This is a genomic window from Pseudoduganella sp. GCM10020061 (assembly GCF_042683405.1).
Lineage (GTDB): Bacteria > Pseudomonadota > Gammaproteobacteria > Burkholderiales > Burkholderiaceae_D > Telluria.
Genome location: NZ_JBHUJS010000001.1, coordinates 225513 through 248315, shown reverse-complemented (window position 1 = coordinate 248315; position 22803 = coordinate 225513). Strand labels below are relative to the sequence as shown.

14 protein-coding genes are annotated in these 22803 nt (G+C 61.4%); 5 read left to right on the top strand and 9 right to left on the bottom strand.

Going from position 1 to position 22803, the window contains the following annotated elements:
* Positions 1-74 precede the first annotated feature (74 nt).
* The gene (locus ACFSQR_RS01070) at positions 75-545 is read right to left on the bottom strand and encodes an Lrp/AsnC family transcriptional regulator (protein WP_377727101.1); all 471 of its coding nucleotides are present in this window, start codon (positions 543-545) and stop codon (positions 75-77) included.
* A 311-nt stretch (positions 546-856) separates the two neighbouring features.
* Between ACFSQR_RS01070 and ACFSQR_RS01065 the strand changes: the two genes are divergently transcribed.
* On the top strand, positions 857-3532 hold the full coding sequence (locus tag ACFSQR_RS01065; protein ID WP_377727098.1) for an ATP-binding protein: 2676 nt from the start codon (positions 857-859) through the stop codon (positions 3530-3532).
* Positions 3533-3597: 65 nt separating this feature from the next.
* On the opposite strand, the gene ACFSQR_RS01060 is transcribed toward ACFSQR_RS01065, so the two are convergent.
* Positions 3598-4839 carry a hypothetical protein gene (locus ACFSQR_RS01060; protein WP_377727095.1) on the bottom strand — a complete coding sequence of 414 codons (1242 nt, stop codon included), beginning with the start codon at positions 4837-4839 and terminating at the stop codon, positions 3598-3600.
* A gap of 208 nt (positions 4840-5047) precedes the next feature.
* Between ACFSQR_RS01060 and ACFSQR_RS01055 the strand changes: the two genes are divergently transcribed.
* Positions 5048-7276 carry an NADP-dependent isocitrate dehydrogenase gene (locus tag ACFSQR_RS01055; RefSeq protein WP_377727092.1) on the top strand — a complete coding sequence of 743 codons (2229 nt, stop codon included), beginning with the start codon at positions 5048-5050 and terminating at the stop codon, positions 7274-7276.
* A 359-nt stretch (positions 7277-7635) separates the two neighbouring features.
* Positions 7636-9465, top strand: coding sequence for a glutamine--fructose-6-phosphate transaminase (isomerizing) (gene glmS, locus ACFSQR_RS01050; protein ID WP_377727089.1), 1830 nt, complete (start codon positions 7636-7638; stop codon positions 9463-9465).
* Between the two features lie 407 nt (positions 9466-9872).
* Here the strand turns inward: glmS and ACFSQR_RS01045 are convergent, their stop codons facing one another.
* The 7 genes from ACFSQR_RS01045 to ACFSQR_RS01015 all read right to left on the bottom strand — a co-directional run bounded on the left by ACFSQR_RS01045 (position 9873) and on the right by ACFSQR_RS01015 (position 19503).
* The gene (locus ACFSQR_RS01045; RefSeq protein ID WP_377727086.1) at positions 9873-10991 is read right to left on the bottom strand and encodes an SEC-C metal-binding domain-containing protein; all 1119 of its coding nucleotides are present in this window, start codon (positions 10989-10991) and stop codon (positions 9873-9875) included.
* A gap of 174 nt (positions 10992-11165) precedes the next feature.
* Positions 11166-12767 carry a hypothetical protein gene (locus ACFSQR_RS01040; RefSeq protein WP_377727084.1) on the bottom strand — a complete coding sequence of 534 codons (1602 nt, stop codon included), beginning with the start codon at positions 12765-12767 and terminating at the stop codon, positions 11166-11168.
* A 194-nt stretch (positions 12768-12961) separates the two neighbouring features.
* Entirely contained in the window at positions 12962-13696 is a 735-nt protein-coding gene (locus ACFSQR_RS01035) for a hypothetical protein (protein ID WP_377727082.1), read from the bottom strand.
* Between the two features lie 334 nt (positions 13697-14030).
* A complete protein-coding gene (locus tag ACFSQR_RS01030; RefSeq protein ID WP_377727080.1) occupies positions 14031-15707 on the bottom strand; it encodes a response regulator in 1677 nt (558 codons plus the stop codon).
* On the bottom strand, positions 15697-17139 hold the full coding sequence (locus ACFSQR_RS01025; RefSeq protein ID WP_377727077.1) for an ATPase domain-containing protein: 1443 nt from the start codon (positions 17137-17139) through the stop codon (positions 15697-15699). Before ACFSQR_RS01025 ends, ACFSQR_RS01030 begins: the two co-directional genes overlap by 11 nt.
* Positions 17140-17280: 141 nt before the next feature.
* On the bottom strand, positions 17281-18849 hold the full coding sequence (locus tag ACFSQR_RS01020; protein ID WP_377727075.1) for an ATP-binding protein: 1569 nt from the start codon (positions 18847-18849) through the stop codon (positions 17281-17283).
* Between the two features lie 159 nt (positions 18850-19008).
* The gene (locus tag ACFSQR_RS01015; protein WP_377727072.1) at positions 19009-19503 is read right to left on the bottom strand and encodes a hypothetical protein; all 495 of its coding nucleotides are present in this window, start codon (positions 19501-19503) and stop codon (positions 19009-19011) included.
* Positions 19504-19787: 284 nt separating this feature from the next.
* Here ACFSQR_RS01015 and ACFSQR_RS01010 point away from each other — a divergent pair, with 284 nt between their 5' ends.
* Together ACFSQR_RS01010 and ACFSQR_RS01005 are read left to right on the top strand one after the other, a co-directional pair.
* The gene (locus tag ACFSQR_RS01010) at positions 19788-20162 is read left to right on the top strand and encodes a nuclear transport factor 2 family protein (protein WP_377727069.1); all 375 of its coding nucleotides are present in this window, start codon (positions 19788-19790) and stop codon (positions 20160-20162) included.
* Between the two features lie 211 nt (positions 20163-20373).
* Positions 20374-22770 (top strand): DUF4214 domain-containing protein, encoded by a 2397-nt coding sequence (locus ACFSQR_RS01005; protein WP_377727066.1) that lies wholly within the window; start codon positions 20374-20376, stop codon positions 22768-22770.
* The last annotated feature ends 33 nt before the right edge of the window (positions 22771-22803 follow it).

Here is a 22803-nt window from a genome sequence, read left to right as displayed (position 1 = left end):
CCCCAAAAATGGGGACAGACCCCATTTCCACACTGCGGAAATGGGGTCTGTCCCCATTTTTTGGGGCGGTGCGATTAGACTGCGATGCGGGTTTCGAACTTGCTGCGGAAGGTGGAGAAGTACGCTTTCACGTTGCGCACGTTCTTGTGGGTGGCGAACAGGCGGTGCGCCAGCGCGTGGTAGGCCGGCATGTCCGCCACCTGTACGATCAGCACGAAGTCCGGACCGGGCGATACGCGGTAGCACTGCATCACGGCGCCTTCCGCCGCCACGTGGCGCTCGAATTCCTCCATCCGTTCCGCCGCCTGCACGTCCAGTGTGATCTCCACGATCGCCGTCAGGCGCGCGCCGACCTTTTCCGGCGACACCAGCGCGACCTGGCGCTCGATGATGCCTTCTTCCGTCAGTTGTTTCATGCGGCGCAGGCAGGTCGGCGGCGAGACGTGGACAAGCTCCGCCAGCTCCGCGTTGGTGTGCGAGGCGTCGGCCTGCACGACTTCCAGGATGCGGCGGTCAAGGTCGTCGAGCTGTTTTGTGTCGTTCATGGGGCGGAATATGATGAAATAATATTTCAATTGTAGAGCATTTGTGGAAGCATATTTCATCCGCCGCAGGAGTCGAACGGGGGCGGGCGCCATCTGTTCCAGCCTTCGCTGGAACGACGGGCAATCGGACCGGGCGCCGGCGCATGGTCTGCTATGCTCGTCCAACCCTACCTCGACGTTCCGCACTGCGTATGAACCCTCCCACGCCCCGCCTGGAGTCGGCAGACGAACGAAGTAGCGATGAGGCGGTGGCTGGAAGCGCGCAATCGAAGATATTGTTGGAGTATCCAGCCAGCCCAGCCTCCCGACGGTTGGCCCTGCTCCTCATCGCCGCATCGCTCGGAATGTTCCTGGCGCTCATTCCGTTTGCCGATCATGACGTTGGCGTCGCCGACTGGTTCATTCCGCTGTACCAGCCCATCGTTGTCGTCAACGACCTGATCACCGCTGCGCTGCTGTTCGGCTACCTGCGCCTGTACCGCCAATATTCGATCCTGATCCTGGCCTGCGGCTACCTGTACTCGGCCGTGATGGCGATTGTCCACCTGCTGACCTTTCCCGGTGCACTCGCGCCGGCCGGCCTGCTTGGCGGCGGCGCGCAGACCACCGGCTACCTGCACGTGTTCTGGCACATCGGCTTTCCGGTCGCCGTGATCGGCTATTCTTTGTTCAAGGAGCGCGACCGAACCTACAGCCACGCGCGCACCGAAGCGCAGGCCATCCTCATCACCTTCGCCTGCGCGATGGCCCTGAGTGCGCTGGCCGTGCTCGGCAACGACATCCTGCCGCCGATGCTCGATGGCGACCGCTACTCCGCGTGGTTCAACCTGGGACGGTACAGCCCGTGGGTCCTGAGCGCGGTCGCGCTGGTGGTCATGTACCGGCGCCGTTCCCCTTCGGCGCTGGACCTGTGGCTCATGGTGGTGCTGTCGGCGTGGTTCTTCGAGGTGGGCCTGGTCAGCATCTTCAACGCGGGCAGGTGGGATGTCGGGTTCTACGCCGGCCGGGTGTACGCGGTGTTCGCGTCCGTCTTCGTCCTGCTGATGCTGCTGACGGAACACGTCAGCATGTACCGCGACCTGAGCAAAGCCGAAAAGACCGCGCACTCGGCCGCACGGCTGCGCGAACGCCAGGAAACCTTGCGCCTGGCCCTGCAGGCCGGGAGGATGGGTGTATTCAGCCGCGACGTGAAGAGCGCACTCACGTGGTGGAGCCCCGAGGTGGAGCATATGCTGGGACTGGCCCCGCGCAGCCTGCGCCCTGACGCAGAGGCGTTCATGCAATACGTCGATCCAGAGGACCGTGACCCGTTGCGCCGGGCGATCACGGAATGCATTAGGAACAACACGGATTGCGAGATGGAGTTCCGCGTGCGGAATGCCCGCGGCGAGTTGCTATGGGCCCAGCTGCGCGGCAAGGCCGAGTACGACGAGGACGACGGGACGCCGCTGTCGGTGTTCGGCGTCATTGCCGACATTACCGACCGCAAGCGGCGCCAGGAGGCGGATGAAGAGCACGCGGCGCATTTCCGCACGCTCGCCAACGAGCTGCCGCAGCTCGCGTGGATGTCCGAACCGGACGGCTACGTGTCGTGGCTGAACCGCCGCTGGTACGAGTACACCGGGCTGGACGCCGAAGGGTCGGAAGGATGGCGCTGGCAGCAGAGCTGCGCCCCGCAGGACCTGACCGAGTCGCTGGAGCGCTGGCGCCGTTCGAGCAGCACCGGCGAGCCGTACGAAATGGTGACGCACCTGCGTGGCGCGGACGGCGCCTACCGCCCTTTCCTCACCCGTATCGTGCCGCTGAAGGACCGCGAAGGGCGGGTGCTGCAATGGTTCGGCACTCACACCGACATCGCGGCGCAAACGCAGGCGCAGGACGCGCTGCGCCTGGCGGACCAGCGCAAGGACGAGTTCCTGGCCACGCTGGCGCACGAGCTGCGCAACCCCCTTGCGCCGATCCGCAACGCCATCACGCTCATCAACATGATCGGGCAAACGCCACCCCATGTGCAAAGCGCGCTCACGGTCATCGACCGCCAGTCGCGCCATTTATCGCGGCTGGTGGACGACCTGCTGGAAGTCGCGCGCATCACCCAGCGCAAGGTCACGCTGCAGAAGAAGACGGTTTCACTGGTCGACTGCATGGCGGACGCGCTGCATGCGGTGGACGAATCGTTCAAGGCCGCCGGCCACGAAGTGTCCCTGCACCTGCCCGACGACCCGCTGTACGCGGACGCCGATGCCACCCGCATCGTCCAGTGCTTCGTGAACCTGCTGACCAACGCCATCAAGTTCACGCCGCGCGGAGGAAGGATCCGGATCGACGCGGAGCGCGAGGCAGACGAGGTGCGCATCGCGGTGTCGGATACCGGCATCGGCGTGGCGCCGGAAAACCTGGAGCCGATATTCGGCCTGTTCTCCCAGCTCGCGCCATCGCTGGAGCGCAGCCAGGGCGGCCTTGGGATCGGCCTGTCGCTGGTCAAAGGCTTTGTCGAGCTGCACGGCGGCACCGTGGTGGCGAGCAGCGAAGGGCTGGGGCACGGAACCACGTTCACGGTGCGGCTGCCGCTACTGCGACTGGCGCCCCAGGCGGCGCCGGAACAACCCCGCGCCAGCCACGAGGCGCGCACGCGTCCGCGCCGCATCCTGGTGGTGGACGACAACCTTGACGCCGCATCCAGCATGGTCGCGCTGCTGCAGGTGTCCGGCCACCAGGTGCGGGAAGCGCACGATGGACCCGCCGCGCTGGAGATGGCCGCGCAGTTCGCGCCGGACGTGGTGCTGCTCGATATCGGCATGCCCGGCATGAGCGGCCTTGAGGTCGCGCGCGAGCTGCGCAACCGCGAGCACGACCAGCGCTCGCTGATCATCGCGGTGACGGGCTGGGGACAGGAGCGCGACCGCATGCTCACGCGCGAGGCCGGCTTCGACTTCCACCTGACCAAGCCCGTCAACCACACGGAACTCGACGTGCTGCTGGCGTAGCCAGACCCGCGCGATCCGCCGATTAAAAAGCTATAAAGCTGCGCGGGCGATCACCAGTCCGCGGGTCAGAGCGTCAGCATGACGCTGCGCGGGCAATGGTCGCTGGTGTCGATGCGCTGACCCGGCGCCTGGACGACTGCCGTCTTGTATGAGACCAGGTTGGCCGGCTGGCGCGCCGCCAACGGGCCGCTGAGCACAATGTGATCGAGGCCGGAGAAACCCTTGCAGCCCTCTGCGGACGCCAGTGGCACCTGGCGCAGCGGCATGCCGCCGTCGTTCAGCTCCTGCCAGAGGTAGCGCGTAGAGACGCGGCCGTCCGCACCCGGCACCGGCACGCCGGACGGATCGCTGCCGTCCGCGCGCACCTGCGCCGGACCGATGTTGGCGGCCGCCTCTTCGTCGATGCGGCGGTTGAAGTCTCCCAGCAGCACAAAGTCGGGGCTCTGCTTGGCCACGTTGTCGATCCAGCGCTCGAGCGGCGCGACCTGGCGATTCAGTACAGTGCACGCCGCTGCAGGGTCGTCCAGCAGGCGCGCCTGATAAATCGGATGCGGCACGATGTTGGCGCAGCCGGACTTCAGGTGCACATTCAGGAAGCTGATGCGGCGATCGCCCACCTGCACGTCGAGCGCCAGGCCGGGACGGACCCTGCGCGCTTCGGGATCGTTCGGATTATCGACCACCGCCAGGCTGGTCTCCACACTGCACAGCCCATTCTGCGCAACGCTGCGGTCCCACGCGAACGCCACGGTCTGGAAGCCCTCGTGCGGCGCGTGGCACACGCTGAAGCGATCGACATGGCGTCCCAGCACCTCCCTGATGACTTCGCTGGAGCGCACTTCCTGGAACGCGATCACGCGCACGCCCTGGCGCTCGATCAGGTTGTCGACGGTCGCACGCAGGCCCGCCAGTTTGGCGGCATAGTCGGCGCTGGTCAGCTCCACCGGCGTGCCACGGGGCTGGTAGGCGTTGCACGGCGCTATCAGGGCCGCTTGCGCGGGGCCGCCGGCCAGGCGTTCGGTATCGGCGACGCACTGGCGCGCAACCTGCACGGCGGCGTCCGTGGCGAACGATTGTCCCCGCTCGCGGCGTGGGCGTGTGTCGCACCACGACACGGTCTTGCAGACGGCGTTCTGGCGGTTGAAGTCTTCCTGCGACCCGGCCCAGGCCATGTTGAAGGATGCAACACCGATCTGCGCCGGCGCCGGTGGCGAGGCCAATTCGGTGGCGTGGGCGAACGGCGCCGCCAGCACGGCGGCCAGGAGCGCGACGTGTGCAGGGCCGGAGGGGGACATCAGTTTTTTCATGGTTTGCAGGTCCCGCGTGGTGAAAGGAATTGAAAGGAATGCAAGAGCGCCGATTATCGCGAAGTTCCCGGTCCGCAGCAACATAGCTTCTGGCAGTGGCCGCTTCGCCAAAGGTGGTGCATAATATCGGGTTACCGCATGTCCTATGTCTTATATAAGACCTGCGAGCACACCATCCCGCCACTTTCGCGAAGAACAGGAATAGCGTATGAGCAGTGATCAAACCATCATCTACACCCTGACCGACGAGGCGCCGCTGCTGGCGACCCACGCCTTCCTGCCAGTCGTCAGCACCTTCACCAAGCCGGCCGGCATCAACGTCGAGGCAAGCGATATCTCCGTTGCGGCCCGCATCCTGGCCAACTTCAACGACTACCTGACCCCGGAGCAGCGCGTTCCGGACGCCCTCGCGGAACTGGGCAAGAAGACCCTGCAGCCGGACGCGAACATCATCAAGCTGCCGAACATCAGCGCCTCGATGCCGCAGCTGCTGGCAGCGATCAAGGAACTGCAGGGCAAGGGCTACGCACTGCCCGACTACCCTGCCGATCCAAAGACCGACGCAGAAAAGGAAATCAAGGCGCGCTATAACAAGTGCACCGGTTCCGCCGTCAACCCGGTCCTGCGCGAAGGTAACTCGGACCGTCGCGCACCGCGCGCCGTGAAAGAGTACGCACGCAAGAACCCGCACTCGATGGGCGAATGGTCGCCGGCATCGCGCACCCACGTCTCGCACATGACCAAGGGCGACTTCTACGCCGGCGAAAAGTCGATGACGCTGGACCGCGCGCGCAACGTCAAGATGGAACTGATCACCAACAGCTGCAAGACCCTGGTGCTCAAGCCGAAGGTCGCGCTGCAGGATGGCGAGATCATCGACTCCATGTTCATGAGCCGCAAGGCCCTGATCGAGTTCTACGAAAAGCAGATCGAAGACGCGCACAAGACCGGCATGATGTTCTCGCTGCACGTGAAAGCGACCATGATGAAGGTGTCGCACCCGATCGTGTTCGGCCACTGCGTGCGCGTGTTCTACAAGGACGCGTTCGCGAAGCACGGCGCGCTGTTCGACAGCCTGGGCGTGAACGTCAACAACGGCATGGTCGACCTGTACAACAAGATCGCCGACCTGCCTGAGTCGCAGCGCGAAGAAATCATCCGCGACATCCACGCCTGCCAGGAAAGCCGTCCGGAACTGGCCATGGTCGATTCGGCCAAGGGCATCACCAACTTCCATTCGCCGAGCGACGTGATCGTCGACGCGTCGATGCCGGCCATGATCCGCGCCGGCGGCAAGATGTACGGCGCCGATGGCCGCCTGAAGGAAGTCAAGGCAGTGCTGCCGGAATCGACCTTCGCCCGCATCTACCAGGAGATCATCAACTTCTGCAAATGGCACGGCGCATTCGACCCGCGCACCATGGGCACGGTGCCGAACGTCGGCCTGATGGCGCAGCAGGCCGAGGAATACGGCTCGCACGACAAGACATTCGAGATCCCGGAAGACGGCGTGGCCAACATCACCGACCTCGATAGCGGCGAAGTGCTGATGTCGCAGAACGTCGAGACCGGCGACATCTGGCGCATGTGCCAGGTGAAGGACGCTCCGATCCGCGACTGGGTCAAGCTGGCCGTCACCCGCGCGCGCAACTCGGGCATGCCAGCTGTGTTCTGGCTCGACCCGTACCGTCCGCACGAGAATGAGCTGATCAAGAAGGTCACCACCTACCTGAAGGACCACGACACCAATGGCCTGGACATCCAGATCATGTCGCAGGTACGTGCGATGCGCTACACGCTCGAGCGCGTGAAGCGCGGCCTGGACACCATCTCCGTCACCGGCAACATCCTGCGCGACTACCTGACCGACCTGTTCCCGATCCTGGAACTGGGCACCAGCGCCAAGATGCTGTCGATCGTTCCGCTGATGGCGGGCGGCGGCATGTACGAGACCGGCGCCGGCGGCTCCGCGCCGAAGCACGTGCAGCAGCTGGTCGAAGAGAACCACCTGCGCTGGGATTCGCTGGGCGAATTCCTCGCGCTGGCGGTCAGCCTCGAAGACCTCGGCATCAAGACCGGCAACAACAAGGCCAAGATCCTCGCGCGCACGCTGGACGCCGCGACCGGCCGCCTGCTGGACAACCGCAAGTCGCCATCGCCAAAGACCGGTGAGCTCGACAACCGCGGCAGCCAGTTCTACCTGTCGATGTACTGGGCAGAAGAACTCGCGCACCAGACCGAAGACGCCGAGCTGGCAGCAGCCTTCGCTCCGCTGGCCAAGAACCTGGCCGACAACGAGCAAAAGATCGTCGCCGAACTGCTCGAAGTGCAGGGCAAGCCGGTCGACATCGGCGGCTACTACAAGCTGGACGAAGCCAAGGTATCGGCTGTGATGCGTCCGAGCGCGACCTTCAACGCCGCACTCGCCGCAATCTGATGTAGACAGGGGGCGGGTCCGCGCCAGGCATCTGGACGGACCCATTCCCGTATCGTCGTAAAGATCAGGGGACGGTCCCTTGCAGGGGCAGTCCCCTTCCTCCTTTGAAGTAGTTCCTCCAGCAAAGCGCGCCTCTGCGCCACATCAATTGTTCCTGGTTAAAGAGTGAGACGATTCTCGCCTGGCGCCTCGGATATTACCTCTGGAATAAAATTTCATATTTCGCTGAGATGTGAAATCTTTATTCACATGCTCCAGACGATGAAATAATATTTCATCAGATAGTGAATTCTGTACGCATATTTCACGATTACTCCACTAGTATCTCCTCATCAATAATCTATTTGTCGAGGTTCCCTATGTGCGGCATCGTCGGAGCAGTAGCCCAACGCAACATCACCCCCATCCTGATCGAGGGCCTCAAGCGTCTTGAATACCGTGGCTACGACTCTTGCGGCGTCGCGCTGCATGTCGAGGGCAGCCTGCAACGTTCGCGCAGCACCTCGCGCGTCGCCGAACTGGAAGCGCAGGTCGACAACGCCCGCCTGCAAGGCTTTACCGGCATCGCCCACACCCGCTGGGCCACGCACGGCGCCCCTGCCGCCCACAATGCGCACCCGCACTTCTCCCCGAGCGACGAAACCGCCCGCATCGCGCTGGTCCACAACGGCATCATCGAAAACCACGATGAACTGCGCGCCGAACTGATCGCCCTCGGCTACGAATTCCAGAGCCAGACCGACACCGAAGTTATCGCCCACCTGGTCGACCACATGTACAACGGCGACCTGTTCGACACCGTCCAGCAGGCCGTCAAGCGCCTGCACGGCGCCTACGCGATCGCCGTCTTCTGCCGCGAAGAGCCGCACCGCGTGGTCGCTGCGCGCCAGGGTTCCCCGCTGATCGTCGGCCTCGGCAAAGGGGAAAACTTCGTCGCCTCCGACGCGATGGCGCTGGCTGGCACCACCGACCAGATCATCTACCTGGAAGAAGGCGACGTGGTCGATCTGCAGCTCTCGCGCATCTGGGTCGTCGATGCCGAAGGCCGTCCGGTCGAGCGCGAAGTCAAGACCGTGCACGCCCACACCGGCGCCGCGGAACTGGGCCCGTACCGCCACTACATGCAGAAGGAGATCTTCGAGCAGCCACGCGTCATCGGCGACACGCTGGAAGGCGTGACCGGCATCATGCCGGAGCTGTTTGGCGACGGCGCCTACAAGGTGTTCAAGGAAATCGACCGCGTGCTGATCCTCGCCTGCGGCACCAGCTACTACGCGGGCCTGACCGCCAAGTACTGGATCGAATCCGTGGCCAAGGTCCCGGTCAGCGTCGAGATCGCGAGCGAATACCGCTACCGCGACAGCGTGCCGCATCCGTCCACGCTGGTGGTCACCATCTCGCAGTCCGGCGAGACCGCCGACACGCTGGCCGCGCTCAAGCACGCGCGCTCGCTCGGCATGGACAAGACCCTCACCATCTGCAACGTCTCGACCAGCGCGATGGTGCGCGAGTGCATGCTGTCATACATCACGCGCGCCGGCGTCGAAGTGGGCGTCGCGTCCACCAAGGCCTTCACCACGCAGCTGACCGCCCTGTTCCTGCTCACGCTCACGCTGGCGCAAGTGAACGGCCGCCTGACCGACGACGAGGAAGCGGAATACCTCAAGCGCATGCGCCACCTGCCGGTCGCCATTGCCTCCGTGCTCGCGCTGGAGCCGCAGATCATCGCCTGGGCCGAAGAATTCGCGCGCAAGGAAAACGCCCTCTTCCTCGGCCGCGGCATCCACTACCCGATCGCCCTGGAAGGCGCGCTCAAGCTCAAGGAAATCTCGTACATCCACGCCGAAGCGTATCCGGCCGGTGAACTGAAGCACGGCCCGCTCGCGCTGGTGACCAACGAGATGCCGGTTGTGACGATCGCCCCGAACGACCAGCTGCTGGAAAAGCTCAAGTCCAACATGCAGGAAGTGCGCGCACGCGGCGGCGAGCTGTTCGTGTTTGCGGATGTCGACTCGCGCATCAGCTCCGGCGACGGCGTGCACGTCATCCGCCTGCCCGAGCACTACGGCCTGCTGTCGCCGATCCTGCACGTGGCCGCGCTGCAGCTGCTCGCGTACCACACCGCACTGGCTCGCGGCACCGACGTCGACAAGCCGCGCAACTTGGCCAAGTCCGTTACGGTGGAATAGTGAGGTCGGGTTGGCTCAAACTGACGTGGCGCCACAAAAAGGTTGTGACAACACAAAAAGTTTGTGTCAAGCCAAAAAAAATTCGTGACATATGGCGGCGCGGCCAAATAAATGTTATCTAATATTGTTTGATCGCAGACGCCTGCCGAAGGGGCGCGGTGGGTAGGCTCGCAAATAGAGATTGTTAAACCCCGTTATTTACTTGGTATTGGTACGGCAGTTTGGCAGCGAGGAAAGCGAAATCGCGATGACGAACGCGTAACTAAGCCATTTCTTGTCGTGAGCGACCAGTCCAATCGCTCGAGAAGCGACTTCTGAACAATTGGGACGCGTGGACTCGTGCAAGCTCGTTCGTTGGCATGTCTATGACCGACCTCCGCAATTGGGCACGGCTGAGAAAAATCGTACTAGAAGGCAGTGATGCTAGTCACGTTAATCCCAGGGAATAATGTCGTATCGGCGATTGCGGTCGGAGGAGAAATGTCACCCCAAAACGTCCCAGAGAAGCTATTCGCTTCGCACCAGTCTTTCCCTGCGTCTGGAAGGGCATCGTACCAGTCGGGGGAAAAGTGACAGTTTTCCGTAACCTGCAAGATTAGGGCCCCAATAACCGCTGGCAAAACACTCTTCTCGACCAGATGGAACGGGGCGACGAAACGTGAGCCGGAATGATGACTATCTTGCAGCCAACAAATTAGGAAATACGACTTACCGTCTGCGGCGAACGATGACAGATTGATTGTGTCGGGAGTCGCGGTCCTCCAATCAAGGCGTTGAATCGGCAGACCATTTATATCTTTCTCTGGAAAGAGCCCACCCGTGCATTGGATTGGGAAGATCCCGTCGAACTCAATAAGAATTCCGTGAACCTTGCTCCAGTCCTTATCGAGCAGCACTTTGTCATAACGATTTTTATGCCGCTCGAGATCGCGGATAGCCAACGCGACGCCCTTATTAAAAGCCGCGACGGCCGCGTTTTTTTGGCTGGCCGGTCCTGCATAAGCCACGCGTAAATCGTTTTGTTTAGCCGAGTTATTCTTAGCGTGAATCTCTTTAGCGAGGGATCGATAAGCAATCAGAAAGCACTGCTCCTTCGACCCTACGAACGGAGTATCTTCAAGAGCCTCAAACACGCGCTTGTCGTGGTACCCACAAAAACCGGGAAACGTCGAGGCTGTCCTCCAACCGGTTTCAACGGGACGTAGTCGACCACGAGATTTTTGCAGCGCGAGCATGTTTAAATTATAGGAATACACATGACCGCTGCGCTGGATGGCGCCTAGACTGCCTGAGCGGGATACCGTGTGGGCATTGATAATGCCTTTCGAACATTCGTTACGAATGCCTTCCGGGACGTGGCAGGCACTCTTTCGCGTCGTTTCTCGCACCGTTGCCGCAATTTTATAAATGTTGGGATCAGGCGGGCTTGTGTGATGGCCGTGGCAGTTCTTGAATTTTTTCATTGAACCGCAAGGGCAGAGGGTGTTCCTACCGATTTTGTTCCGAAATTCTGGGATTGGTTGCATGAGATCCATCACATTGTCTAGCCACCGCATTGAACTTGAAAAGGCCACTACGTAGCAGTGTTGGCCGCCTATTTTTCGAATGTAAATATGCCCTCAACCTTGCCCCGACGTTCTCGAAATCCCTTGGCAAAGACAGGTTTGCTCTTGAGCGGCGCGGAGATGTTTTAGTCACAGCTATCGACCCGCGGTGTTCCCGCGGGACGGGTGAGGAGGAGCGATGCCATACCAGCGCGACCGCCATCTTCCGCACTTAATTGGAACCTCTTGTATGGCGTAGTCACGCCCGTTAACGGGCAGGTACTCTCGCAACTTAAGCCACCGAACAGCCATTGCCAATGAACCGGTCTCCTTAATTTTCGACACGACGTGCCAGAGCTTTGTAATCGGAATATCTGGAGTCTGGATTCCTGGGCGACCGATAAAGTTAACTGAACCTACCATTGCTTGAAACTCGTAGCCGCCGTCTATACCGAGTAGCGCGAGCAAACGCCCATCACTTTTCGCAAAAAGCGAATTCAGGAGCTTTGCTTGCGCGACGCCTTTTTGCAATTCCTCTGAGCGCATCATCACCTCACGAATTTCGGCTGGTTCGATGAACCACTTGAGCTCGATGCACAGACAAACTTTCGACGCATGATCTATTATTGCGAGATCGACGTCGGTTGAACCGATCTCCCCGTGCTTGAAGTGAAGTCCGAGTAGCTGTAGTGACTGGATTGTTTCAGCACGAATATGCTGCTCTTTTTGGTCCACAAGAGCGGAGTATAACGTCCGGTCTTGAGGAACCTGATTCAACAGGACGCAGAGATTGCGCTCCGCATCAATATTTGTAACAAGAAATGGTGAGATACCGAAATGGCCATTGCCCAGGTCCACAAGCGGTTGAATGGCAGCGTCAGGATTGCGGACCCCAACCTCACCGAAGGTAAGGTAACGAATGATATCTCGGACGGTGCCCAAGGTTAAGCCGGTCTGGCGGGACAGTTGCTTGAACAGCGCTTCTCGTCGCGGCGTCCAGACGGCGCTCTCATACGCGAGGCCAAGCACGCTAGGAGCCACGATCTGGCGTGCCACAAACCAGGCTTGTGCCGAAATTTGCAAGCAAGTAAAGACGGCGCGGTATTGCGCTAGCGAGAAATGACTAAACTGCCAGTCCGCGGGCAAAATGTGACGCGTTTCGAATGCCGGGGCTAAGTGGCGCTCCAATGCATCCCAGAGCCGACGGGTGAATTCAATTGAATACCGTCCCCCGCTAGAACGGATGCATGTTCTGAGCGTAGAGCAAATAGGCCCGGCATCCAACTGATGCTCGCGTTCAGGCTCTCGCTTTGCTACGAAGCGGTCATACGCCTCGTAAGACAAGTCAGTCTTAGACCAATCAGTCGGTTTAAGACTATCTCCGTTTATCGTGAGTTCAATCTCTTTCGCATAGTACAGGGGAAAAATGCTGCAGAAGTGCGAATAGTCTTCCGCAGCGTCGAGCCACTCCTGAGCAAGCGCATAGTGTTCCTCGATATAGCGATGGTCAAGCGTAGCAACCATCCGCGGTGCTCGCCGGTGCAAGGCCCGCAATGGATATGTTAAGGCGTTAACTAGTCCATCCACGTAGATCGCGGCTTCCCGTTTAGGAAGCGGGTGCACGACAGCGATATTGAAATGATGGTCTTCGACAACCGAGAGTAGCGTCCACGCGCTCTGCGTCCATGGAACGTTCGTCAACGCATTACTGTCGAAGGCAGAGTCGATCTCTTGCTCTACAGAATTGATGTCAATCATTGATCGGGTATTAGCAACTCTTATGTATCAAGTACGTGCATTCGCATCCATCGGTAGCGCGAGCGAGTGGATACTCCCGGCCTATTGTCGACCTCGCGACGCGCCCGCGACTCTAGGCGAAATTGATCGAGCTCTATTGGCCAATCTCGACCATTGGCCAAGTCTCGTACGTTTTCTCGAAGCCCCGGAGATCCCTATTGAAGAATCCGCAAAATTTCGGCAAGCAAGACATCTAGGGCAGCTTTAAAGTCGACTTGGGCGGCTGATGGAAGCACTTCAGATTTCCTAACTTGTTGGTGTAGGTGCATATCGGCCACCTTGCGCATTGAGCCATCCAAGTGCTTCATCTGGTCGCTAAAGGATCGCGGCGCTGTATAGTTATTTGCTACCTCAGAAAAAACTCGGCAACCCAATATGGGGGAGACGTGATCGGTTACTGCCCGGACCAACATCGCAGTGGCCATATGCATCTCGTTGACGTGGGCAAGGTTAATTTCATGCAAAAGTCGCACTAGTTTCCTGAGATCCCACTCCGGCGTCTTCAACGCTTGCAGCTGTAGGATTCGTTGAGCGTCCACGTAAACTTGGAGCGTAGATTCGCTAGGTGCTTTTTCTAGCTGAACTCTTTTACGTCGCACTTGGTTGAGCCCGCCCTCTACGAGGGCAACCGCCTCCAGGAGTTCGTCTGGTGTCGGTGGGTTCCACGCGCCGAAACCCCTCAGGTTTTGCAACTGCAGCAACGGGACCGAAAAATCATTTGTCGTCCCCAAACCACCGTCTATTAAACATTTTGATTCAATGACTAAGCGTTTGAATTTAGCGCGGTCCGCTCCGTCAAGGCTAGGAATTGAGGAGTCCGATATCTTACTGAAGCGGTTTTGAAGGGCACGTAACTCCTCTAGAACGTGTTCTATTTGTGACTCGTGCATAAAACTCAAGATCCCCCGTTCTTGGTTGCTTCGAAGCGTCCGCCCTTGGCCGAACCCGTTAGCCAGTATAGCTCAGTGTAGGGTATTGTTACCTCTTACTGCGACGGAGCGCTGAATGCGGATTACGTGGTCGGTTGGGGTGAAACCCCGATTTCCTCGGTATGCCCAACTGACGGCGCGGATTATCAAGAGTCTGGTGTAGCGCAAAGCTATCGTGTTCGATATCACTCGGCAACGGTTTTAAGTGGAAAGTCGCATGTCCAGTCCGCACATCACGATTCCCACATCACAAGAACCGAACCTCAGCGGCCGCGTACTCTCCAACATTTGCTATTTAAGGACTGAATGCGACCGCTCGCCCGATACTGGCGATCAGGTCGGCAATTCGGTAGGGCTTGCGCACGAATTCAGCCTTGAGCGACTGCAGCCGATGCGGGTCTAGCATATATCCGCTGCACAATACCACCGGCAGGGACGGGTGAAATTCGGACAGCCAGCGGGTGAATTCGATCCCGTCCATGCTGCCTGGCATCATGACGTCAGACAGCACCACGTCGAACTGGGACAGGTCCAGTTTCATGGCCGCATCCGCACTGTCCGCGACGACCACGCTGGCTCCGAGGCTGCGCAGCAACTCACCCGTGGTGCTGGCAACAGCGGGGTCGTCCTCCACGCATAACATGCGGATATCCTCGAGGCCTGCAGAAGCCGACGGAACCACGGGCGCGGGTGCAACGGCCACAACGGCAGCGCTCCTGGGCAGCAGCAGCCCGATCGTAGTACCGATCGCTTCGCGCCGGATGAAAGCCAGTCCCCCGCTTTGGATGGCAAAGCCGTACACCTGCGACAGGCCCAATCCGGTTCCCCTGCCCGCTGACTTGGTGGTGAAGAAGGGCTCGAACGCATGGTCGGCAACCTGTTCGGACATGCCTTCTCCACTGTCGCTCATCATCAGGCACACGTAGTCGCCTTTCAGTTGCCTCGCTTCCGGAAGCTCCGGCGCAGGCAGGTTGACGTTGTGTGCCGCCATCGTGAGCGTGCCCCCTTCCGGCATGGCATCGCAAGCGTTGCCAACGATGTTCAGGATGGCGGCATCGAGCTGGGCGGGGTCGGCATCCACAGCCCACAGGTCAGGGGGCAGGCGGAGCTGGAAGTCGATCCGGCACTCCAGGGTCCGCAACAGCAGGTCGGCAGTGGCAGCAAGATGGGAGCTCAGGTCGAGCGTCACGGCCGACAAGGGCTGGCGCCGCGCGTACGCCAACAGCCTTTGCGTGAGTGATGCCCCGTGGTCTGCAGCACGGCGAATACTGTCGAGTGCGCGCTCCATCTGCGGCGCAAGCCGGCCCCCCTGCAGCAGCCGGATCAGGGTCTCGCCCCCGGTGATCACTTGCAGGAGGTTGTTAAAGTCATGCGCGACACCTCCGGTCAGGCGCCCCAGCGATTCCAGGCGCCGCGCCTCATCCAGTTCGGCCTGGATGCGGCTGCGTTCCTGCACTTCGTGCTCGAGCTCCAGCGTGCGTTCCTGCACGGCAGCTTCCAGGCGTCCTGCATGCGATTCCAGTTCATGCCAGTGGTCACGCACTGCATACTGCAGGCGGCGAGCGCGGATTGCCGCCCGCACCGACATCAGGAGGACCTGGCGCGAGGTGGGCGTTTCCAGCAACATGAAGTTGCCAATACTGGCCAGCCGGTCGAAACGACCACTGTCGACCCGCCCTCCTTCACTGTCGACCAACGCGAGCAAGGGCATATCGGACCACTGCGGCTGGCTGCGCAGCACATTTTCCAGTTCCTCTGCACGGCAACTGACGAGGGCCTGTTCGGTGACCACGGCTAGCAGCACATCCTCGCCGATCCGGTCGTAGAATTGCTGCGGGCTGGAGCAGATGACGATCTCCAGCCCTAACTCCGCCAGCAACCTGTCCAGTGCGTGCAAGTCGCCCTGCACGGGTGCAAAAAGCAGCACCAAGCCCGCATTTGACAGGTCCGATTGAATGGACTCAGCATTCAAGTGGCATTTCTCCGGCAAGAGCGTGCGGCACGACCGGCGGGCCAATTTGCACCCCGTCCTCGGTGAGGCTGAGATGCCTGATCTCGAGCGAATGTGGTCCTTGCCGCTTTTTCAGGACGCATATGGCCTTGTGCACCATGCTGCCGCTTTCGAAATAGCGGAGCGAAATGATGTTATCGGTAATGATGCTCAACGCATCGGGTTCCTTGGAAGTGTCCAGGCTGGCCGAGTGAGCGCCGATGATGATGGACATGACGTTCATGTTGGCGAGGTACGAGAACAGCTCGTTCATCTGGAGCAGCAGCGATTTCTCTTCGCGGATCACATCGATATACGAGTTGATGCTGTCGATGATGATCATCCGCGCATTCTGGTCCTCGACGAGGCGGCGGACCTTCCAGATGAACTCCCCCGGCGATATGCGCGACGGATTGATCCGGTTGAGGTGGAAATTGCGCGGCTGCCGGGTCTGTTCATCCAGGCCCATGTGCATCACCAGGCGGGAGCGCAGCGTGCTTTCGTCTTCGTCGAAGGTGAAGTAGCCGACGTGGTGGCCAGCCTGCACCATCGACAGCGCATATTGCAGTGCCAGTGTCGACTTGCCCACGCCGGACGGCCCGATCAGCATGGTGGAGCATCCGGTGCTCATGGGGCCGCCGAACATTTCATCGAGTCCTTCGACATGGCTGAGCGCATGGATTTCCGGCTCATCCCGGTGGTGCTCCTGCGCGATCAGGCTTGGGAAGACGAGCACCTCGCCGGTGAGGATGGCGTAATCGTGCCAGCCACTCTGGAAGTCGCCGCCACGCATTTTCACCACGCGCAGGCGTCGCCGCGCTGCCCCGAAACTGCGTTCGATCTGTTCCAGGGTCAGCACGCCGTGTACCGCGCTCTGGAGTTCAAACTCGCGGGTATCGGAAGTCAGGTCATCGAGCATCAGAACTGTTGCGCCAGTTGCGGACAGGCGTTGGCGTAAATCGATGATCTGGCGGCGGTAGTGGGCGCTATCGCGCGCCAGCAGGCGGATCTCCACCATCGAATCGATCACCACGCGGTCGGCGCCGGCGGAGCTCACCAGATTGGCGATGCGGTCGACCAGCGTCGACAGTTCGGAATCGGTAGGCAGCAGGATGGTCTGCTCGGGATGGCCTTCGGGGGGAAGGGGCATCAGCTCCTCGATCTGTATGCCGTCCAGCGACCACTTGTGGTTGGCTGCGGTGCCTTCCAGCTCGCGGACGGTTTCCGACAAGGTCACATAGAGACATTTCTCACCGCATTTCACCCCATGCATCAGGTAGCGCAAACCGAGTGTCGTTTTTCCGGTGCCAGGACGGCCCTCAATCAGGTGAATGCGTTGGCGCATGACACCTCCCCTCAGGACCGCGTCCAGTTCGGGAATACCTGTAGCTAGGCGTGTGACTTCTGTAGACATACTTTCTCTTTAAAAGGATCCGGGGTTGTGCTCCTTGTCGTACAAAGCATGACTTATTTTATCGAGGGCGCCGCGAGCGGGCGGTTCGATTGGAACGCGACAATACAGCGAGCTGCTCCGCAGGCAGCCACCTGGGACCTGTCAGGGGGTCACCTGGCCCAAAAGACGGCACAGCACGTCCGCATTGACTGGCTTGACCAGGTGATGATCGAACCCGGCAGCTTTGGTCTGATCGCGATCCGCACCCAGGCCATAGCCTGTCAGGGCGATCAACACTGCATCATGGGTTTCCGGCTGGCCGCGCAACTTCCGGGCCAGTTCGTTGCCATCCATGTCGGGCAGGCCGATATCGAGGATGAAGACGTCCGGTGCCGCCTCCCTGCTTCGCTCCAGTGCTTCGCAGCCCCGAATAGCGGTGACCACCTCGTGGCCTGCCGCTTGCAGCAAGGTTGCCAGCATCTCGACAGCATCGACGTTGTCATCCACCACCATGATCCTCAACGCCCGGGCAGGCGACAGGTTCATGCGTGGTGTCCTGCGGCGTTCGACTTGGCTCTCGTCCACCGGCTGCTTGGGGAGCCAGACTGTGAACCTGCTGCCTTTGCCCAAACCAGGACTGGAGCAGAGTACTCTTCCGCCGTGCAGGTCCACCAGGCTTTTTACGAGCGCCAGGCCGAGGCCCAATCCACCGGAAGCCCGGTCCGGCGTACATTCGGCCTGGGCGAACAGATCGAACACATGCGGCACGAAATCGGGCGCCATGCCGACACCGTCGTCTTCGACGGCGATTGCCACCTGGTCCTCGCAATGCTCCAGGCTCAATTCGATGTGACCGTGCTCCGGCGTGTACTTGGCCGAATTCGTCAGCAGGTTCGTAATGATCTGGACCAGGCGTTTCTTGTCTCCCAGCAGGCTGATCGCTTCCGGGAACTCCGCAACAGCCAGCGCATGGTGCCTGGCCTCGATCTGCGGCGTGACTTGCTCGACAGCGTCAGCGATGACCTGGCGAAGGTCCAGCGGCTCCACCTTTAGCTCGATCGCGCCGCGCGTAACGCGCGATACGTCGAGCAAGTCCTCCACCAGCGTGGCCATATGGGTCACCTGCCGGGCGATGATGTTGCTGGCATTGGTGACGACCGTATCGTTGCTTTTGGCCATCTTCAACAATGTCGCTGCGGCGCTGATGGGGGAGAGCGGGTTGCGCAGTTCATGGGCCAGCATGGCCAGGAACTGATCCTTGCGGTTCTTTTCCGCTTCGCCGGCTTCCCGGGTCGCCTTCGCGAAACTGAAGACCGAAGCAGCCAGCAATTGATCGACCGATTCGTTAAAGCGGATGATGTCGCCCATGTCCGTCGCGCTGGGGATTCCTTTTGCTTCGTTCCAAAGGCGGAGCACGCTCGATCGCAGGGCACGGTATTCAGAGGCTAGTTGCTCGATCGTGAACCTGGATTCGAGCCGGGCGAGCCCGTGTTGTTCCCCGGCCTCCGTTTGCGTTGTCCAGGGCCCAAGGCCGTGGGATTTGGCGATCTCCTCCGAAAGTGACTGGGTGGTGCGAAGGTCGTGCGCAATGCTCTTGAGCATTTGCGACGCGTGATTCCTGAGAGCTTTTGTCGTCATGGAAGCAGCGGCCGGCTGCATGGTGCGAGCGAACTCCTCCCACTCTTCCAGGATGGATTCCGTCTGCGAGAGAATGAAATCAGCCAGGCGCATGGAACCTTCCGCTAAGCCGAGACAGCACAGCTCGCTCGAAAGGGTACGATAACAAAAATTCGAATTGGGAGGCATTACTTTCAGTCTCCCAAGTTGGCTCCGAAATGAAAAAGCCCACGGCGGTATGACTACCGCCGTGGGCCTTTCGTTCGTGCAGGATTACTCGTCCGAGCTCATGTCGTCATTGCGGCCCTGACGTCCACTCTGGGATGAGCCGCCCAGGCCGCCCGACTGCTGCGAACCGCTGCGCTGGCCCGATTGCTGCGACCCTTGTTGCTGGCCGGACTGCTGCGAACCGCTCTGCGAGCCGCTGCGCTGGCCGGATTGCTGGGAGCCCGGTTGCTGGCCCGACTGCTGCGAGCCCTGCTGGACGCCCGACTGCTGCGAACCGCTACGCTGGCCGGATTGCTGCGAACCCTGTTGGCCCGATTGCTGCGAGCCCCACTCCTGGCCGGACTGCTGGGAGCCCTGGTTCTTGCCGCCCTGCTGTCCCGGCTGCTGGTTCACGCGGTTTGCCTGGTCGCCCAGACCGCCGCCCGAACGCTGCACATCCGACTGCTGCGAACCCTGGTCCGATGGATTGCCACGCTTGTTTGGGGTGTCCATGTTTTGTTTGTCGTTACCGATATTGCCGCGATTTTCTTTCGAATTCATGATGTTTCCTTTCCGAATTGGATCCCTCGGTCGAGGAATGTGTATAACCATGATGCATGGTTGAGCGACAAGCCAACATCGGCGATGGGGCTACAGTCCGGTAGGACTCGTCCTAGTTTTCCAGAACTAAACTTACAGGCGGCCTGACCAAGGATATCCCTGCGGCCGGCTCATCGCCTACGTTTGAAGGACAGGGGCGGTCGCCGCAGGAGCTCGGCTTTTCATTAAAATGGCGGAATTCGCCTTTTTATGACCGAATCCGCCATCCCTGAAAGCAGCCCGACATGAGCGTTTCTCCCCTCGCACCCGTACAAGCCCAACTCGACGCATTCAACGCCAGGGACGTGGACGCCCTGCTCGCCGCCTATGCCCCCGACGCCGAACAGTTCGCCCTGCATGGGGCCCGCATGGCGAAGGGGCACGACGAGATGCGCGCGCGCTACCTGGTCCGCTTTGCGGAGCCTGACCTGCACGCGCGGCTGCTCTCGCGCACCGTGGTGGGCAACATCGTGACCGACACCGAAATCATCACGCGCAATTTTCCCGAAGGCCTGGGCACGATCGAGATGCTGTGCGTCTACGAAGTCATCGACGGCCGCATCCAGCGCGCGTCGTTTGCAACCGGCGAACAGCGCATGCACGCGGGCAAATCCGCGTAGTGTATTCGCCTTACCACAGGTCATAGTTTTCCCGACAACGGATTCGTTGTTTTCCAACGGCTGGTATTAGCGTTCGGGTAACAACGGGGTAAAAATTTGTTTCGGGAAATTTTTTCGCGGCGATTTTGGCCTAGTATGGAACTCATCGTTCATACCGAAGCCATGCGCAGCGCTCCACGCGGAGAGCGGTGGCGCGGCATCCCCGACCACCATGATTCTTAATGGAACCGAAGGCCCCGACCAGCTCGCGGGCGACACCTCCAATGACACCATCTACGGCGCCGGCGGCAACGACTCGCTCGACGGCCTGTCCGGCGACGACCGCATCGACGGCGGCTTTGGCGCGGACACCCTGACCGGCGGCTTCGGCAACGACTGGCTGGACGGCTCCGACGGCGACGACGAACTGAGCGACCAGTACGGGGACAATACGCTGCTCGGCGGCGAGGGCGACGACCTGCTCGACAGCCTCGGGGTGGGCCGCAACCGGCTCGACGCGGGCCAGGGCAACGACACCCTGCGCGGCGGCGCGGGCAACGACACGCTGCTGGGCGGTATCGGAAACGACCGCATCATCATCACTGGCGACTACCAGTACACCAATCCCGTCACCACCGTGGTTGCCCAGGGCGGCGACGGCGACGATCTGTTCGAACTGTTCCACAAGGGTTCGGGCAACGTGGTCACGGCCACGGGCGGCGAGGGCCGCGACACCTACCAGTTCGACGCAGCCTTCCGTGCCCGCCTGGACATCACCGACTTCCGCACCGGCCCCGGCGGCGACATGCTGAACGTGGTGGGTTTGTCGTGGAGCTGGGCGGCGCAAGGGATCAACCCGTTCGGTGCAAGCGGGTACCTGCGCGCGGTACAGCAGGGCGCCGATACTGTCGTGGAATTCGATGCGGACGGCGCCGCAGGCAGCGCATCCTTCCGTCCCCTCGTCGTGCTGCGCGGCGTGCAGAAGTCCTGGCTGACCGCCGACAACTTCGTCAGCGGCATGACCGTGGGCGGCACCCAGACCGGCATCATCGCCAGCGGCACTGCGCAGGACGACATGCTGGCCGGGTACTTTCTCAATGACCAGCTAAGCGGGCTCGACGGTGCGGACATCCTTGCCGGCGGAAACGGCGACGACCGGCTCGACGGCGGCAGCGGCAACGATTTCCTGCAGGGCGAAGACGGCAACGACACCCTGCTCGGCGGTACCGATGACGACACGCTCGACGGCGGCGCCGGAGGCGACTACCTGGCCGGAGCGGATGGCAACGATATCCTGTACGACGAGGGCGGCAACAACCGTCTGGAAGGCGGCGCGGGGAACGACTCGCTCAGCACCTCCAACTTCGGCGCCAACATCCTCGATGGCGGCAGCGGTGACGATTACCTGACCGCAGGCTTCGGCAGCGACACGCTGATCGGCGGCGCTGGGAACGACCGGATCACCATCATCGCCACCAGCCAGTACGCAGGTGCGCCCGGGGGCGAGGTGCGCGCCCTGGGCGGCGACGGCAACGACGAATTCACCACCTTCCTCACGCCCGGCCGCGACGCGACGGTACAGGCAACGGGCGGCGCGGGCCGCGACGTGTTCCGCCCCGCCGTGGTGGGCACCGACCTGTTCCCGCTGATCGTGACGGACTTTGCCACCGGGGCGCGCGGCGACCTGATCGACCTTTCCCTCACCGGCCCGGACGCGCTCACGACGGGCTTTGCCCGCATCATCCAGCGCGGCGCAGATGCCGTCCTGCAGTTCGACGTCGATGGCGCCGAGGGGCCGGCCGACTTTGCCGACCTGATGGTGATGTTGAATGTCACGGCTTCGCAGATCGGCTCGGCCAATTTCGGCGGTGCGGCGCCTCCGCCCGATCCGGATGAAGGCACCACCCGGACGGGCACGGCATCGCGCGAAGAACTGGGCGGCACCGATTTCGACGACCACCTGATCGGCATCGGCGGCAACGATACCCTCGATGGCGGCGCAGGCCGCGACACACTCGATGGCGGCACCGGCAACGACCAGCTGCGCGGGGGCGACGGCGACGACGAACTGATCGGCGGCGCCGGCACCGACTTCGCCTTCTTCGACGGCCCGCGCAGCGCCTTTGCCATCACCGGCAATGGCGAGAGCGCCACCGTGCGCGGCATCGGCAACGCGGCCGGCACCGACACCCTCAGCTCCGTCGAACGGCTGGTGTTTTCGGATATCGGCATTGCCTACGACGTCGACGGCACCGGCGGGCAGGTGTACCGCCTGTACCAGGCCGCCTTCAACCGCACCCCGGACGCCGGCGGCGTCGGTTTCTGGATGGCGCAGGCCGAAGCCGGCGTCACGCTCGACACCATGGCAGCCGAATTCATGAAGTCGCCCGAGTTCGCATCCCTGTACGGCGCCGCGCCCACCAACGAAGCGCTGGTCACGCTGTTCTACGTGAACGCCCTGCACCGCGAGCCGGACGCGCCGGGCCTGGCCTACTGGACCCGCGTGCTCGACAACGGCTGGGCCGGCGCCGCCGAGGTCCTGGTCGACATGAGCGAGAGTCCGGAAAACATGGGCGCGGTCAACCCGACCATCGTGGGCGGATTTACGTTTCAGCCGTTCTTCTTCTGACGCTGCGGGCGAGTGCGGCTAGAATGGGTCATC

Excerpts from the sequence above, each read along its gene's own strand:
- ACFSQR_RS01045 (WP_377727086.1), bottom strand. The coding sequence starts at position 10,991 with ATGCAACCAATCCCAGAATTTCGGAACAAAATCGGTAGGAACACCCTC.
- ACFSQR_RS01060 (WP_377727095.1), bottom strand. The coding sequence starts at position 4,839 with ATGAAAAAACTGATGTCCCCCTCCGGCCCTGCACACGTCGCGCTCCTG.
- glmS (WP_377727089.1), top strand. The coding sequence starts at position 7,636 with ATGTGCGGCATCGTCGGAGCAGTAGCCCAACGCAACATCACCCCCATC.
- ACFSQR_RS01070 (WP_377727101.1), bottom strand. The coding sequence starts at position 545 with ATGAACGACACAAAACAGCTCGACGACCTTGACCGCCGCATCCTGGAA.
- ACFSQR_RS01020 (WP_377727075.1), bottom strand. The coding sequence starts at position 18,849 with ATGCGCCTGGCTGATTTCATTCTCTCGCAGACGGAATCCATCCTGGAA.
- ACFSQR_RS01035 (WP_377727082.1), bottom strand. The coding sequence starts at position 13,696 with ATGCACGAGTCACAAATAGAACACGTTCTAGAGGAGTTACGTGCCCTT.
- ACFSQR_RS01025 (WP_377727077.1), bottom strand. The coding sequence starts at position 17,139 with ATGTCTACAGAAGTCACACGCCTAGCTACAGGTATTCCCGAACTGGAC.
- ACFSQR_RS01010 (WP_377727069.1), top strand. The coding sequence starts at position 19,788 with ATGAGCGTTTCTCCCCTCGCACCCGTACAAGCCCAACTCGACGCATTC.
- ACFSQR_RS01005 (WP_377727066.1), top strand. The coding sequence starts at position 20,374 with ATGATTCTTAATGGAACCGAAGGCCCCGACCAGCTCGCGGGCGACACC.
- ACFSQR_RS01040 (WP_377727084.1), bottom strand. The coding sequence starts at position 12,767 with ATGATTGACATCAATTCTGTAGAGCAAGAGATCGACTCTGCCTTCGAC.
- ACFSQR_RS01055 (WP_377727092.1), top strand. The coding sequence starts at position 5,048 with ATGAGCAGTGATCAAACCATCATCTACACCCTGACCGACGAGGCGCCG.
- ACFSQR_RS01015 (WP_377727072.1), bottom strand. The coding sequence starts at position 19,503 with ATGAATTCGAAAGAAAATCGCGGCAATATCGGTAACGACAAACAAAAC.